Here is a 15610-nt window from a genome sequence, read left to right as displayed (position 1 = left end):
GGTGAACGGCAGGTGTCCGGCTGTCCATGGGTTCGGCAGTCCATCTGTCCGTATGCCGGACACCACGTGTCAACCACTGGGACGAAGAGTAGGGTCCAGCCATGTCTCGCAGCATTCGCCTCGCAGTGATCCCCGGTGACGGTATCGGCCAGGAGGTCGTGGCCCAAGGGCTGAAGGTCCTCGGCGCGGTCCTCCCGCAGGACGTCAAGCTGGAAACCAAGGAGTACGACCTCGGCGCCCGGCGATGGCACGCCACCGGCGAGACCCTGCCGGACGCGGAGCTGGAGTCGCTCAAGGAGCACGACGCGATCCTGCTCGGCGCCATCGGCGACCCGTCCGTACCGTCCGGAATCCTGGAGCGCGGCCTGCTGCTGAAGCTGCGCTTCGCCTTCGACCACTACGTCAACCTGCGCCCCTCCAAGCTCTTCCCGAACACCGCGACACCGCTCGCCGGCCGTCCCGACATCGACTTCGTCGTCGTCCGCGAGGGCACCGAGGGCCCGTACACGGGCAACGGCGGCAGCCTGCGCACCGGCACCCCGCACGAGGTCGCCACCGAGGTCAGCCTGAACACCGCGTACGGCGTGGAGCGGGTGGTCCGGGACGCGTACGAGCGGGCCGACGCGCGGCCGCGCAAGAAGCTGACGCTGGTCCACAAGAACAACGTCCTGGTGCACGCCGGCCACATGTGGAAGAAGATCTTCGACAAGGTCGGCGAGGAGTACCCCGAGGTCACCACCGACTATCTGCACGTCGACGCCGCGACGATCTTCTTCGTCACGCAGCCCGAGCGGTTCGACGTGATCGTCACCGACAACCTCTTCGGCGACATCCTCACCGACCTCGCCGCGGCCGTCACCGGCGGCATCGGCCTGGCCGCCTCCGGGAACATCAACCCCACGGGCGCCTTCCCGTCCATGTTCGAGCCGGTGCACGGCTCGGCGCCGGACATCGCGGGCACCGGCAAGGCCGACCCCACGGCCACCGTCCTGTCCACCGCCCTCCTCCTGCGCCACCTCGGGTACGAGGCCGAGGCGGCCCGCATCGAGGAAGCCGTCGCCGCCGACCTCGCGGCGCGCGACGAGATCCCCCGCACCACCGGCGAGATCGGCGACGCGCTCGCCACGCGAGTAGCCGGCTGAGGCCCGCCGCTCGCCGAGCGAACACGCGCTGACCCGACAGCGCCGGGCCGCCCCGACCCGGCGCTGTCACGCAGGTCCGCGACTGTGCTACCGCCGGGTTGGGTGCGACCATCGACCCCTGGCCGGTGCCCACGGACCCGCCCTCGGAACTCCGGCGTCCCACCCTCCCCGCACCACGGCATTTCCGTCCCCGGCACCTCGGGAGCGATAATCGAACGTGGAGCCGCTGTACGAGGGGAAATACCGGACGTCCTGTACCGACAAGGACTTCGTGAGCGCGGCCCCACAACCTCACCGGTGAAGGACACGCACTCATGACGACGCCCACGATCGAGCTCAAGCCCTCCTCCCACCCGCTCTCCGACGCGGAGCGGGAGCGGGCCCTGGCCAGCCCCGGCTTCGGCCGGTACTTCACCGACCACATGGTGACGATCAAGTGGACCGAAGGCCGCGGCTGGCACGACGCCCAGTTGGTGCCGTACGCCCCGCTGTCCATGGACCCGGCCAACATGACGCTGCACTACGCGCAGACGATCTTCGAGGGCCTGAAGGCGTACCGCCAGCCCGACGGCACCGTCGCCACCTTCCGCCCGGACGCCAACGCCCGGCGCTTCCAGGCGTCCGCCCGCCGCCTCGGCATGCCCGAGCTGCCCGTCGAGACGTTCGTCGCGGCCTGCGACGCCTTGGTCAAGCAGGACAAGGACTGGGTGCCGACCAACGCCGAAGAGTCGCTCTACCTGCGCCCCTTCATGATCGCGAGCGAGGTCGGGCTGGGCGTCCGGCCCGCCAACGAGTACCTGTTCATCGTGATCGCCTCCCCGGCCGGCGCCTACTTCACCGGCGGCGTCAAGCCGGTCTCCGTCTGGCTCTCCCAGGAGTACGTGCGCGCCGTGCGCGGGGGCACCGGCGCCGCCAAGACCGGCGGCAACTACGCGGCGTCCCTCGTCGCCCAGGCCCAGGCCGCCCAGCACGGCTGCGACCAGGTCGTCTGGCTGGACGCCCTGGAGCGCCGCTGGATCGAGGAGATGGGCGGCATGAACCTGTACTTCGTGTACGGGAACAAGATCGTCACCCCGGAGCTGTCCGGCTCCCTCCTCCCCGGCATCACCCGCGACTCCCTCCTGAAGATCGCCACCGACCTGGGCTACGAGGCCGCCGAGGGCCGCATCTCCGTCGACGACTGGAAAGCCGCCACCGAGGACGGCTCCCTGACCGAGGTCTTCGCCTGCGGCACCGCCGCCGTGATCACCCCCGTCGGCTCCGTCAAGTCCGAGACCGCCTCCTGGACCGTCGGCGACGGCAAGCCCGGCGAGGCCACCATGAAACTCCGCAAGGCCCTCCTGGACCTCCAGACGGGCGTCACCCCTGACACGCATGGGTGGATGCATCCGCTGGGCTGATCCAGTACGTACGACAGAACGGCCGTCCGGCATTTCGCCGGGGGGCCGTTCGGCGTTTCGGGGTGGTCGCGCGGTAACCGGAGACCTCCCTCCTGGGGCCATGGTCGGTGACATGCTGGACCGACGCCGGCGAGGAGGAGTGGGACCATGCAGTGGACCGTCCATGGCGAACGGCAGATCTACAGCAACCCGTGGGTCAACCTGTGGCTCGTCGACGTCCAGCAGCCCGATGGCCGGCGATGGGAACATCACGTCGTGCGGATGCGGCATCTGGCTGTCGCCGTGGTGGTCGACGAGGAGCGGCGGGTGCTGATGATGTGGCGGCACCGCTTCGTGACGGACGTCTGGGGATGGGAACTCCCGATGGGCCTGATCGAGGACGGGGAGACTCCGGAACGGGCGGCGGCGCGTGAGGTGGAAGAAGAGACCGGCTGGCGCGTCGAGTCGATGAAACCACTGGTGTACGCGCAGCCCGCGAACGGCATCACCGATTCCGAGCATCACGTGTTCAGGGCCGACGGGGCGACGCGGGTCGGTGACCCGACGGAACTCAATGAATCCGACCGGATCGAATGGATTCCCCTGTCCGAGATTCGGGGCATGATCGACCGGCGTGAAATCGTCAGCAGCGGTTCACTCGTCGGTCTGCTGTATCTGCTGCTGGACGAGGCCACCCAGGGCGCTGGTTAGCCGAACACTTCGCGCATCCGCTGCTCGAAAGCGATGACCGGGGCAGCCCGTGCGTGCGGTGCCAGGCGCTGGTGGAAATCCCGGATGTGCGCCGTTACTCGCGGCGAGTCGACGACAGCCAAGAGATCGAGGGCGAGTACGGCGCTGTCGCACGCACGGTCGAGTGCGCCTTGTTGCAGTTGAGTGCTCGCCAGCCAAAAGGCGTGGAAGGCGCGGCCGCGCTGCCGGGACCCGCTTTCCCGGCGGAGCCCCTCGGCGATCAGCGGCTCGGCGCGAGGCGCTGCACCGAGCCGCGCCAGGGCGATGCCCGTGTCGACGATCAGTTTCGCCTCGTCGAAATAGCGCGCCCAGAAAGGCGCCTCCTGCTCCCGACCGCGGGCACGGTCGTAGTGGCGGTGGGCTTCGTCGATGGCGGTATGGCAGGCCAGGCTGTCGCTCAGCATCGCCTGGGCGAATGCCTCACGCATGAACAGCATGGACATCACCAAGGGCTGATCGACTGCTGCTCTGGCTGTGTCCTGGGCCCGGCATACGAGAGCGAGGGCGTTCATCGGATTGCTGTCGTACATGGCCTGCAGACTCATGGTCTGCAGGACGTTCGCCACGAAAAGGCCGTCGGCCTGGTCGAGGGAGAGCTTCAGAGCCTGAGCGAGGTAGGCCCGCGCCGTGCTGTACCTGCACGCGTCGAAATAGGCCCAGCCTGCCATTCGGGCGAGTTCGGCCGCCAGGGACCGCAGCTCGCCACGGAACTCCTGCGTGCATCTGTGCCCGAGCTGGGTGACGTAGCGCAGGTGGCCCACGACGGCCGGCCGCAGGGTCGCCGCTCCGTGCTGGTCGTCGCGGTGCCAGTAGTCCTCCGCCGAGGATCGCAGGGCCACGAGGGCCGAGGGAGTGATGTGCCCGTCGGCCAAGGTGAAGAGATCGTCGACATACTCCGCACCGTCCGGGGGCGCCTCCCGTGTCATCCAGGTGTCAGGTGCTGCGGTGGGTGTGCAGGGCGATGGCGGGGCATCGGACGACGGTGCCGAAGGAATTTCCCAGGGGCGGTGGGCCAAGCCGAGCATGGCTCCCGGAATGCGCAGCCCATCGGAAACCCGTTCGATGACGTCGATATGCGCCAGCCCTCGTCGCCCGGCGGCAATCTCTCCCACCCGGCTGGGGGTCATGTCGCAAAGAGCGGCGATCTGTGCGGGGTAGATGCCGGCCTTCACCTTGACCAGCCGGAAAATGTGCGGGAAATCGCGCCGTCGGCACGCGTCCCGCCACTCGGCGCTCGCCAGGAGATCGGCCGGCAAGGTGCGATGGGGCTGCCTTACGGACATCGTCGCCCCTCCCTGTGAACGGTGCCGGGGTGGTGGTTGTCCAATCGGGCGACATGTTACCCACGTTGGGTAACCAGCATGGCCTGGTTCCGTGGCGTCGGCCTGCGGTGAGCTGTTCTCCGGAAGCACCGAAATGAGGGGAGTCGAGCTCTCGATGAACGCTGGAAACCCGCAATGCTCCGGACGTCGGCAATGGAAGATGCAGTTCACGGCGAACGCCAAGTGTGTCTCTCTCGCTCGCAGGCTGGTCGGCAACGTCCTCGACGCGTGGGGGTACACACAGGACGATGCCGCACGTGTCCTCCTGGTGTGCGCTGAGTTGGCTGCGAACGCCGTTCAGCACGCCGGTGTCCCGGGTCGCCTGTTCGAGGTAAGGGTGGAGGACGGGGGTGCGGTCTGCCTCATCGAGGTTTCTGACGCGAGTCGTCGGATGCCACGGAGGGGGAAAGCCGACGAGGAGGCCGAACACGGCCGGGGGCTATGGCTGGTGTCCGTACTTGCCGAGGAGGTCGGCGACCGTCTGCGTACTCCCCTCGGGAAGACGGTCTGGGCCCGTGTGCCTCTTCACGTACCTGCGGAGCCCGACATCGCAGGCGAACAGGTCTCATCCGGGTGCGATGTCGATACTCCCGGCACTTGATCGTGATCGAGGGAGCTCCCGATGCCCCGCAACCTGTGGAGCCCTGTCGGCGGTCGGCGGGCTGCCGTGGCGAACTGGAGTTTAAGTGTCGCTCTAAAACTTACTGCACGCTCATAAGCGAGGGGTTGACGTCTACCAGTCGACAATTAGAGTGACGTACTAAACCGGCGGCAGGAAACGCCGCGCACAGGCCGCAGGGCGGTCCGGACGGGGGCCGCCCCGCCTCGCCCCGGCCCCCGCCCCGAGTTCGGAGGACCCCGCCCATGACGACTCCCGCCGCCGACGGCTTCCGTATGCCTGCTGAGTGGGCTCCGCACGAGCGGACCTGGATGGCTTGGCCCGGGCCCAATGCCACCTTCGGTGAGGAGGATGGCGAGGGGCTGGAGTCGGCCCGGCGGGCCTGGGCGGGTGTTGCGCGGGCCGTGCGGCGGTTCGAGCCGGTCACGGTGGTGGCGGGTGTCGGGCAAGGGGAGGGGGCGCGGCAGTTGCTCGGGCCGGAGATCGAGGTCGTGGAGCGGGCGCTGGATGACGCGTGGATGAGGGACATCGGGCCTACCTTCCTGGTCGGCGGGGGCGGTCAACTGGGCGCCGTGGACTGGGTGTTCAACGGATGGGGTGCGCAGGACTGGGCGCGCTGGGAGCGGGACGCCGAGGTCGGCGGGTACGTGGGCGGGCTGGCCGGGGCCCGTACGTACCGGTCGTCGCTGGTCAACGAGGGTGGCGGGCTGCATGTGGACGGCGAGGGGACGGTGCTGCTGACGGAGACCGTGCAGCTCGATCCCGGGCGCAATCCGGGGCGTACGAAGGAGGAGGTCGAGGCGGAGGTGCACGCCTGCCTCGGTACCACGAAGGCGATCTGGCTACCGCGTGGACTGACCGCCGACTACGGGCGGTTCGGGACGCGGGGGCATGTGGACATCGTCGCGGCGTTCGCCCGGCCCGGCGTCGTCGTCGCGCACACCCAGCCTGATCCGGCCCACCCCGACCACGAGGTGTGCGCGGAGATCGTCGGGCTGCTGCGTTCCTCGACGGACGCACGCGGCCGGCGGCTGGAGGTGGTCGAGGTGCCCGCGCCGACCGTGGTGGAGGCGGATGGCGAGCTGGTCGACTACTCGTACATCAACCATTACCTGTGCAACGGCGGCGTGGTGCTGTGCGCCTTCGGCGACCCGCGGGACGAGGAGGCCGCCGCGATCTTCCGGCGGCTGTTCCCCGAGCGGACGGTGACGCCGGTCGACGCCCGTACGATCTTCGCAGCGGGCGGTGGCATCCACTGCATCACCCAGCAGCAGCCCAAGGTGGGCACAGTGTGACGTACCCGGAGGTTCCCGTGCCCGGACCGGCCCGACGGCCTCGGCGGCGGCTCGCCCAGCCGCGTGAGCAGGTGCTCGCCGCGGCGATGGCCACCATCGCCGAGTCGGGCCTGGACCGGCTGACCATGGCCGGGCTGGGCCGCGAGGTCGGGATGAGCAGCGGGCACATCCTCTACTACTTCGGTACGAAGGATGAGCTGCTGCTCCAGACCCTCCAGTGGAGCGAGGAGCAGTTGGGCGCCCGGCGGCGGGCCGCGCTCGCGCGTCGTGTTCCCGTGCGCGAGCGGCTCGACGCCCTGGTGGAGCTGTACCTGCCCGAAGGGCACCGGGACCCGCGCTGGACCCTGTGGCTGGAGGTGTGGAACCGCTCGCAGAACGCGGACGACGCGGCCCGCGAGCGCCAGCTCGACCTGGAACTGGCCTGGCACCGCGACCTGGTGGCGCTGCTGGTCGAAGGTGCCTCGAAGGGCGAGTTGCGGGCCGTGGACGCGGAGCGCTTCGCCACGCGTACGCGCGCGCTGCTGGACGGCTTCAGCACCCACCTCGTCGTCGGCCTGCCGGGCCTGGACCGGCAGCAGGTGCTGCGGCATGTGGGGGAGTTCTTGGATGAGGGGCTGGGTGCGCCGGATGCTTGATGCGTTGGGCGTTGGGCGTTGGGCGTTGGGCGTTCGGCATCGGGAGCCTGGCGTCTGACATCCGGCACCCGGTCCTGGTTGTACGGAAAAGAGCGCATTGACCCTGTCGCGGCCGATGCGGTTGTATCCCCTGGCGCTCCGGCGCAGGGCCGGAGGCGGGTGTTTCCGGGGGGAAACATGGGCGTGCGGACGGGTATGGGCAGACGTGGGTTATCGGGGGCCGTGGCGGTCGCCGTCCTCGTGGGGACGGTGGCGCTGGGCGGTGCCGACGCGTCCGCGGTGGCGGCGGGCGGCCACGGGCCCCGTACGGAACGGGTCAACACCGCGCCCGACGGCTCGGAAGCGGTCGGCGGCGGTTCGTTCAACGCCGCGATCAGCCCGGACGGCCGGTACGTCGCCTTCGACTCGGAGGCCGACAACCTCGTGCCGGGCGACGACAACGACGGCCCTCTCGTCCATGACGTCTTCCTGCGCGACCGCCGCACCGGCACCCTCCGCCGCATCAACGCCCCGCTCGGCCCCGGCAACGCCGACTTCGCGACGATCAGCGCGGACAGCCGCTACGTGGCCTTCAACGCCGAGACGGGCGGCCAGTACCACGTCTACGTCTACGAGATCCGCACCGGACGCCTGGAACGCGCCGACCTGGGCATGGACGCGGGCTTCACCGGCGGCGAGACGCCCGCGCTCAGCGCCGACGGCCGCTACGTCGCCTTTGCGGGCCGGCAGGACACCGTCCCGCCCGCGAACGAGGACCTCGGCCGCATTTACGTACGCGACCGCAAGACCGGCACGACACGCCGCGCCAGCAGGGTCCCCGCCAAGGAAGGCCGCGGCTACGACTCGCCGCGCATCAGCGCCGACGGCAGCAAGGTGGCCTACCGGGAACGCAGCCGGCGCGGCGGCGGCCCCGGCGGTGAGCGCGACTGGGCCGACATCCACCTCGCGGACCTGCGTACCGGCGAGCAGCGGCAGATCGACACCACCGCCGACGGCCTGCCCGCCACCTCCGGCTCCACCGACCCGCTGATCAGCGCCGACGGCCGTACCGTCGCCTTCAACTCGTCGGCCAAGAACATCGTGCCGGTGCCCGACGAGGCCCGGTCCTACGTCTTCGTCCGCGACACCCGCACCGGTACGGTCCGGCGCGTGGACGGCATCGGCGGCAACCAGTACGCCACCGCGGACGCGATCAGCCCGGACGGCCGGCGCCTGCTGCTGCGCTACTCCGGTGTCGAGTACGGGCTGTACGTCAAGGACCTGCGGACCGGGAAGGACACCCTGGTCAGCCCCGGGACCGACGGCAAGCCCCGGGCGGCCACCGCCGGGCCCGACGCGATGACCCCGGACGGCCGCGCGGTCGTCTTCGAGTCGCACCTCGACGACCTGGTCGACGGCGACACCAACCACGAGACGGACGTGTTCCTGCGCATACTCCGCAGGTAACGAAGCGTGATCGTTGCCCGCCGGGCTCTTGCCGCGGCGGGCGGCGTCGGCGACCGTGATCCGTCATGGGACGAGAGCAGTGGAAGAAGATCTGGGTCGGCTCGGCCGGCAACATGGTCGAGTGGTTCGACTGGTTCGTGTACGCCAGTTTCGCGGTGTACTTCGCCGACTCCTTCTTCCCGAAGGGGAACGACACCGCCAACCTCATGAACACCATGGGGATCTTCGCGGTCGGCTTCTTCATGCGGCCGGTGGGCGGCTGGGTGCTCGGCCGGGTCGGTGACCGCAAGGGCCGCAAGGCCGCGCTGACCCTCACCGTCACCCTGATGTCCGCCTCGGCCATCCTCATCGCCGTCGCGCCGACCTACGCGGTGGCCGGGTACGGCGGCGTCGCCGTCCTGCTCGTCGCCCGCATGCTGCAAGGGCTCTCGGTCGGCGGCGAGTACGCGGCCAGCGCCACCTACCTCACCGAGGCGTCCGCCCCCGGACGGCGCGGCTTCGCCTCCAGCTTCCAGTACGTGTCGATGACCGCGGGCCAGCTCCTCGGACTCGGCCTGCAGATCGTCCTCCAGCGCACCATGTCCGAGGACGCCCTGCACAGTTGGGCCTGGCGCATCCCGTTCATCATCGGCGCGCTCGGCGCGGCCATCGTCTTCTACCTGCGGCGCAACATGCTGGAGACGGAGGTGTACGCGCAGGACGACAGCGCGCAGAACGACCCCGAGCGCGGCACGCTCAAGGCGCTGTGGGCGCACCGGCGCGAGGCGTTCCTCGTCATCGCCCTCACGATGGGCGGCACCGTCGCGTACTACACGTACACGACCTACCTCACCAAGTACCTCTCCGGCAGCGCCGGCCTGGACAAGCCGACCGCCTCGCTGGTCAGCTTCTGCGCCCTGTTCGTCTTCATGTGCGTCCAGCCGCTGGCGGGCAAGCTCTCCGACCGGATCGGCCGCCGCCCGCTGCTGATCACCTTCGCGGTCGGCTCCACCTTCCTGACCGTGCCGATCATGACGCTCCTGAAGCACGCCGGCAGCTTCTGGCCCGCCCTCGGCCTCTCCCTGCTCGCCCTGCTCGTCGTCACCGGCTACACCTCGATCAACGCCTGCGTGAAGGCCGAACTCTTCCCCACCGGCATCCGCGCCCTCGGCGTCGCCCTCCCGTACGCCATCGCCAACGCCCTCTTCGGCGGCACCGCCGAGTACGTCGCCCTCTGGTTCAAGAAGGGCGGCATCGAGTCGGGCTACTACTGGTACGTGGCCGGCTGCGCCGCGGTGTCACTGATCGTCTACGTCACGATGCGGGAGACAAGGACCATCGACCTGAACAGGGTGAAGAAGGCGGAACAGACCCCTGTCGCGAGCCCGCAACCGGCGAAGAAATAGCCCGTCCGGCGTTTGAGGACACAGGAACCGCCATTACCGGCGGCCTTCAGCCAAAAACAAGCCCGTCCGGCGCTTGAGGACAACAGGAACCGCCACCCCCGTGGCCCGCACTCTGAGACACCCCCCCTCCCTCCGGGAACGTATGGCAAGATGCCCCCATGCTCCCGTTCGCCACGATTATTGGCAGCAGGCGCGCCGGTCCGCAGTGACCGCCCCGTACCCACCCGAGTACGGCGCGGTCACCGTCGCCCCAGACCCGCGCGCAGACCTCTCGCATCCGCGAGGGGTCTTTTCGTTTCCGGCCCACCTGCCGCCGGAGGCGGAGCGCGCGGGACCACGAGGGGGCGGTGGAACCGGTTATTCCGGTAAACCGAGACCCCGACAGGAGCCAGACCAGCCATGACGGACGTACCCGAATCCGCGTTGTCCGACGCGTTCCACGTCTTCGACACCACGCTGCGCGACGGAGCCCAGCGCGAGGGCATCAACCTGACCGTCACGGACAAGCTGACCATCGCCCGGCACCTGGACGACTTCGGCGTGGGCTTCATCGAGGGCGGCTGGCCCGGTGCCAACCCCCGGGACACCGAGTTCTTCGAGCGGGCCCGTACGGAGATCGACTTCCGGCACGCCCAGTTGGTCGCCTTCGGCGCGACCCGTAAGGCCGGCGTACGGGTCGAGGACGACCCGCAGGTGGCGGCGCTGCTGGAGTCGCAGGCGCCGGTCGTCACGCTGGTCGCCAAGTCGCACGTACGGCACGTGGAGCTGGCGCTGCGCACCACGCCGGAGGAGAACCTCGCGATGGTGCGGGACACCGTCGCCCACCTGCGCGCGCAGGGCCGCCGGGTGTTCCTGGACTGCGAGCACTTCTTCGACGGGTACGCCCTCGACCCGGACTACGCCAAGCAGGTCGTGCGGACCGCGAGCGAGGCCGGCGCCGACGTGGTGGTGCTCTGCGACACCAACGGCGGCATGCTCCCCGCGCAGGTCGCGGCCGTCGTCCGGACCGTGCTGGCGGACACCGGGGCGCGGCTGGGCATCCACGCCCAGGACGACACCGGCTGCGCGGTGGCCAACACCCTCGCCGCCGTGGACGCGGGCGCCACCCACGTCCAGTGCACCGCGAACGGCTACGGCGAGCGGGTCGGCAACTCCAACCTCTTCCCGGTCGTGGCGGCCCTGGAGCTGAAGTACGGGCGCCAGGTGCTGCCCGAGGGCAAGCTGGCCGAGACCACCCGCATCTCGCACGCCATCGCCGAGGTCGTCAACCTCACGCCCTCCACCCACCAGCCGTACGTCGGCGTCTCCGCGTTCGCGCACAAGGCCGGGCTGCACGCCTCCGCCATCAAGGTCGATCCGGACCTGTACCAGCACATCGACCCGGCGCTGGTCGGCAACAGCATGCGGATGCTGGTCTCCGACATGGCGGGGCGCGCCTCCATCGAGCTCAAGGGCAAGGAGCTGGGCTTCGACCTGAGCGGCGACCGGGAGCTGGTCGGCCGGGTCGTGGAGCGGGTCAAGGAGCGCGAGCTGGCGGGGTACACGTACGAGGCCGCCGACGCCTCCTTCGAGCTGCTGCTGCGCGAGGAGGCGGAGGGGCGGCCGCTGCGGTACTTCCGGGTGGAGTCGTGGCGGGCGATCGTCGAGGACCGGCCGGACGGTACGCACGCCAACGAGGCGACGGTGAAGCTGTGGGCCAAGGGCGAGCGGCTGGTGGCCACCGCCGAGGGCAACGGTCCGGTGCACGCGCTCGACCGGGCGCTGCGGGTGGCGCTGGAGCGGATCTATCCGCAGCTCGCCGGGCTGGAGCTGGTGGACTACAAGGTCCGCATCCTGGAGGGCCGGGTGGGCACCGGTTCGATCACCCGGGTACTGGTGTCGACCAGCGACGGGCAGGGGGAGTGGTCGACGGTCGGCGTCGCCGAGAACGTCATCGCCGCGTCGTGGCAGGCACTGGACGACGCGTACGCGTTCGGGCTGCTGCGGGCCGGGGTCGAGCCGCAGGAGTAGCCCGCGGCGCGCGGGCATGACCGCGGCCCCGTACCGGTCCTTGGGGGAGGGGTCCGGTACGGGGCCGCGGGGTTCTCGGGAGCCTTCGGCTCAGGCGGCGGCCTTCACCGCGGAGATGTCGAAGGTGAGCTTGACCTTGTCGCTGACCATCACGCCGCCGGTCTCCAGCGCCGCGTTCCAGGTCAGGCCCCAGTCGGAGCGCAGGATCTCGGCGCTGCCCTCGAAGCCGACGCGCTCGGCGCCGTACACGTCGGTGGCCGAGCCCTGGAACTCCAGGTCGATGGTGAGCGGCCGGGTGACGTCCTTGATCGTCAGGTCGCCGGTGAGCCGGTAGGTGTCGCCGCCGACGCGCTCGGCCGCGGTGGACCGGAACGTCATCAGCGGGAAGGTGTCGGCGTCGAAGAAGTCGCTGCCGCGCAGGTGGGCGTCGCGGTCGGCGATGCCGGTGTCGACGGAGGCGATCGTGACGTCGACGGCGGCGGTGGAGCGGGCCGGGTCGGCGCCGTCCAGGTGGAGGGAGCCCTCGTGGGTGCCGAAGGCGCCGCGGACGTTGGTGACCATGGCGTGCCGGACGGTGAAGCCGATCCGGCTGTGCGCCGGGTCGATGGTGTAGTCGCCGGTCAGGGCGGCGAGGGCCGGGTCGGCGTCGAGGACGGCGGCGGGCCGCTGGGCGGTGGTGCGGCCGGCGTCCGTGGCCGTGGCGCGCTTGCGGGTGAACAGAGCCATGGCTCCTCCTCGGAAGTGGGTTGTTAAACCTTCAACGAGATTGAGCGTAGCGCGATCTAGTTCAAGTTTCAACAGTTCGGGTCCGGGTGAGTGATGCGGGGCCTCCCGCGGCGGGTCGGCCCCGGGTGGCGGACGTGTCATGGGCATTGTCGGAGTGTCGGAGCCGTGCTAGACCGTCGGACACCGCTCCACCAGACCGTTTCCGTACGCACCCGACGTTCACGGAGAGGACGGACCGTGCCGCCTTCCCCCGTCTGGTCCCGCCGGGGCTTCCTCGGCTTCTCCGGAGCGGGCGCGCTCGGCCTGGCGCTGACGCCCGCGCTCACCGGGCCGGCCGCCGCCGCGCACGCCGCCGAGGGCGATCCGTACGAGGCCCTGCGCCGCCGCTGGCTCGGCATCCAGCTCGGCACCGGCTTCGACCCCGCCGCCGAACCGTACGCCGCCCGCCTGAAGGAGACCGGCGAACTGGCCCGCGGCTTCCGCGCGGCCATGCGCCCGGCCGCCGGCTCGCTCTGGCCCGACAGCCCCTTCGACCCGCCGGCCGGCATCACCCGCAGCTACAGCCGCCTCGCCACCATGGCCCGCGCCCACGCCCAGCCCGGCACCGGGCTGACCGGCGACGCCGCCCTCGCCGCCGACGTCGTCAAGGGCCTGGACCATGTGCACGACACGGTCTACCACGCGGGTACGGCGCGCTACGGCAACTGGTGGGAGTGGCAGATCGGCAGCCCCCGCCTCCTCCTGGACGCCGTCGCGATGCTGTACGAGCAGCTCGGCGCGGACCGGCGGACCCGGTACCTGGCCGCCGTCGACCACTTCGTCCCGGACGGCATGCTCGGCGACTACACCGGTACCAGCACCGGCGCCAACCGCGTCGACCTGTGCCGCGTCGTCGCCCTGCGCGGCATCCTCGGCGGCGCCCCGGCGAAGATCGCGCTGGCCCGCGACGCGCTGTCCCCGGTCTTCCCGTACGTCACCAAGGGCGACGGCCTCTACGCCGACGGCTCCTTCGTCCAGCACACCTGGGTCGCCTACTCCGGCACCTACGGCTTCGTCCTGCTCGACGGACTGGGCCGCCTCTTCACCCTGCTCGCCGGGACCGACTGGGCCGTCACCGACCCGGAGCGCCAGATCATCTTCGACAGCGTGGAGCACGCCTACGCGCCCCTGCTCTACAACGGCCTGATGATGGACAGTGTCAATGGGCGCGCCGTCAGCCGCGGCTACCTGCGCGCCGACGAGCGCCGGGTGATGCGCAGCGACCACTTCCACGGACACGCCCTGGTCGCCGCCGTCGCCCTCCTGGCGGAGGCGGCCACGCCGCAGGAGCGGGACCACTGGCAGGCCATGGTCCGGGGCTGGATGCGGCGTGACACCAGCTACCCGGTGCTCGCCGACCGGCAGTACGAGATCGCCGACCTCGCCCGCCTCAAGGGGCTCGCGGACGACGGCGGCCCGGTCGCGCCGGAACCCGTCGCCCACCGGCTCTTCCCGGCCATGGACCGGGCCGTGCACCGCCGCCCCGGCTGGGCCGCCGGCCTGGCCATGGCCTCGGACCGCATCACGTACTACGAGAACGGCAATGGCGAGAACCCGCGCGGCTGGCACACGGGCGCCGGAATGCTCTACTGGTGGGGCCGGGACTTCGCGAACGACCAGTACACGGATGCCTTCTGGCCCACCGTCGACCCGTACCGCCTGCCCGGCACGACCGTGTCCGCCAAGCGGCTGGCCGACAACGAGGGCGGCGGCTGGGGTCTGCCCAAGCCCGCCGCGCGGTGGGTGGGCGGCACCACCGACGGCGAGTTCGCCGCGGTGGGGCAGGACGTGCGCGGCCTGTCCTCCACCCTGCGCGCCAAGAAGTCCTGGTTCTTCGCCGCGGACTGCGTCATCTGCCTGGGCGCGGGCATCACCTCCGGCGACGGCGTGCCCGCCGAGACCGTCGTGGACAACCGCAACCTGGGCGCCTCGGGCATGCAGGCGCTGACCGTCGACGGCGTACGGCAGCCCGCGGCGCCCGGCCGTCCGCTGGCCTTCCCGCGCGCCCGCTGGATGCATCTGGCCGGGCACGGCGGGTACGTCTTCCCCCGCGTCCCCGGCGGCGGGGAAACGGTCCCGCACGTGCTGCGCGACACCCGGACGGGCGCGTGGAGCGACATCAACACCGGCGGCTCGCCCGACCCGTACACCCGCCGCTACCTGACCCTGTGGATCGACCACGGCACCGACCCGGCGGACGCCGCGTACGCCTACCTGCTGATGCCCGGGGCGGGCCCGCGCGCCCTCGCCGCCCGGGCCGCCGACCGCCACTGGCTGACCGTCCTCGCCAACACCGGCGAACGGCAGGCGGTCGCCGTCCCCTCGCTCGGGCTGACCGCCGCGAACTTCTGGCAGGCCGGTTCGGTGGGCGGCCTGACCGTCTCGGCGCCCGCGAGCGTGCTGCTGCGTGAGCGGGCGGCGCGGACCGCGCGCGGGGCGCACGGCGCCCGTACGGCGTCACTGTGCGTGGCCGAGCCGCCGCGCACCGGGAAGCCGTTCGAGGTGATCTGGGACCGGCCGGTCCGCGCGGTGCTCACCGCCGACCCCTCCGTCACGGTCCTGGCGACCGCCCCGGCACTCCGCCTGCGCGTCACTCCAGGCACCTCCTGCACCACCCACACCTGCACGGTCGCACCCCGCTGACCGGCCGTTCCCCCTGATCACAGCGGTGCCGACGGGGTGATCAAGGTGGCCCGCCGCCCGTCAAGCAGCGGACTGCCACAATGCCGCGCGGTCACGTTTTGTCGGGCCCATACATACCGCTGGAGCCCTCCGGCGTGCCCACAGGAGCGGACGCGGGCCGCGTACAGGAGGCTTCTGTTCTGCCTGCCCACCAAATCGCTTCCGACGTTGTACGAAACC

12 protein-coding genes are annotated in these 15610 nt (G+C 70.8%); 10 read left to right on the top strand and 2 right to left on the bottom strand.

Going from position 1 to position 15610, the window contains the following annotated elements; translation table 11 throughout:
* The first annotated feature begins 101 nt into the window (after positions 1–101).
* The 3 genes from EJG53_RS11840 to EJG53_RS11830 all read left to right on the top strand — a co-directional run bounded on the left by EJG53_RS11840 (position 102) and on the right by EJG53_RS11830 (position 3232).
* Positions 102–1142 carry a 3-isopropylmalate dehydrogenase gene (locus EJG53_RS11840; RefSeq protein ID WP_125044810.1) on the top strand — a complete coding sequence of 347 codons (1041 nt, stop codon included), beginning with the start codon at positions 102–104 and terminating at the stop codon, positions 1140–1142.
* Between the two features lie 314 nt (positions 1143–1456).
* The gene (locus tag EJG53_RS11835) at positions 1457–2542 is read left to right on the top strand and encodes a branched-chain amino acid aminotransferase (protein ID WP_125044809.1); all 1086 of its coding nucleotides are present in this window, start codon (positions 1457–1459) and stop codon (positions 2540–2542) included.
* Between the two features lie 147 nt (positions 2543–2689).
* Positions 2690–3232, top strand: coding sequence for an NUDIX hydrolase (locus tag EJG53_RS11830; protein ID WP_125044808.1), 543 nt, complete (start codon positions 2690–2692; stop codon positions 3230–3232).
* On the opposite strand, the gene EJG53_RS11825 is transcribed toward EJG53_RS11830, so the two are convergent.
* Positions 3229–4554: a hypothetical protein gene (locus EJG53_RS11825; protein WP_154806369.1), complete on the bottom strand. Its 1326-nt coding sequence runs from the start codon at positions 4552–4554 to the stop codon at positions 3229–3231. The two genes, EJG53_RS11830 and EJG53_RS11825, sit on opposite strands and share 4 nt — an antisense overlap.
* A gap of 199 nt (positions 4555–4753) precedes the next feature.
* Between EJG53_RS11825 and EJG53_RS11815 the strand changes: the two genes are divergently transcribed.
* The 6 genes from EJG53_RS11815 (at position 4754) to cimA (ending at position 11983) form a co-directional block, all read left to right on the top strand.
* Positions 4754–5194: an ATP-binding protein gene (locus tag EJG53_RS11815; protein WP_244955105.1), complete on the top strand. Its 441-nt coding sequence runs from the start codon at positions 4754–4756 to the stop codon at positions 5192–5194.
* Positions 5195–5457: 263 nt separating this feature from the next.
* On the top strand, positions 5458–6507 hold the full coding sequence (locus EJG53_RS11810) for an agmatine deiminase family protein (protein ID WP_125044805.1): 1050 nt from the start codon (positions 5458–5460) through the stop codon (positions 6505–6507).
* 17 nt (positions 6508–6524) lie between these two features.
* Positions 6525–7142 (top strand): TetR/AcrR family transcriptional regulator, encoded by a 618-nt coding sequence (locus EJG53_RS11805; RefSeq protein ID WP_125049318.1) that lies wholly within the window; start codon positions 6525–6527, stop codon positions 7140–7142.
* Positions 7143–7364: 222 nt separating this feature from the next.
* The gene (locus EJG53_RS11800; protein WP_125044804.1) at positions 7365–8588 is read left to right on the top strand and encodes a TolB family protein; all 1224 of its coding nucleotides are present in this window, start codon (positions 7365–7367) and stop codon (positions 8586–8588) included.
* A 65-nt stretch (positions 8589–8653) separates the two neighbouring features.
* Positions 8654–9973, top strand: a complete 1320-nt coding sequence (locus tag EJG53_RS11795; protein ID WP_125044803.1) for an MFS transporter — start codon at positions 8654–8656, stop codon at positions 9971–9973.
* 399 nt (positions 9974–10372) lie between these two features.
* Entirely contained in the window at positions 10373–11983 is a 1611-nt protein-coding gene (gene cimA, locus EJG53_RS11790; protein ID WP_125044802.1) for a citramalate synthase, read from the top strand.
* Between the two features lie 90 nt (positions 11984–12073).
* On the opposite strand, the gene EJG53_RS11785 is transcribed toward cimA, so the two are convergent.
* Entirely contained in the window at positions 12074–12709 is a 636-nt protein-coding gene (locus tag EJG53_RS11785) for a YceI family protein (protein WP_125044801.1), read from the bottom strand.
* Between the two features lie 237 nt (positions 12710–12946).
* Between EJG53_RS11785 and EJG53_RS11780 the strand changes: the two genes are divergently transcribed.
* The gene (locus tag EJG53_RS11780) at positions 12947–15391 is read left to right on the top strand and encodes a polysaccharide lyase 8 family protein (protein WP_125044800.1); all 2445 of its coding nucleotides are present in this window, start codon (positions 12947–12949) and stop codon (positions 15389–15391) included.
* Positions 15392–15610: the final 219 nt, after the last annotated feature.

Origin of the sequence: Streptomyces chrestomyceticus JCM 4735, from assembly GCF_003865135.1 — a bacterium.
In the GTDB taxonomy this organism is placed as follows: domain Bacteria; phylum Actinomycetota; class Actinomycetes; order Streptomycetales; family Streptomycetaceae; genus Streptomyces; species Streptomyces chrestomyceticus.
This window is presented reverse-complemented; position numbering and strand designations above follow the sequence as displayed.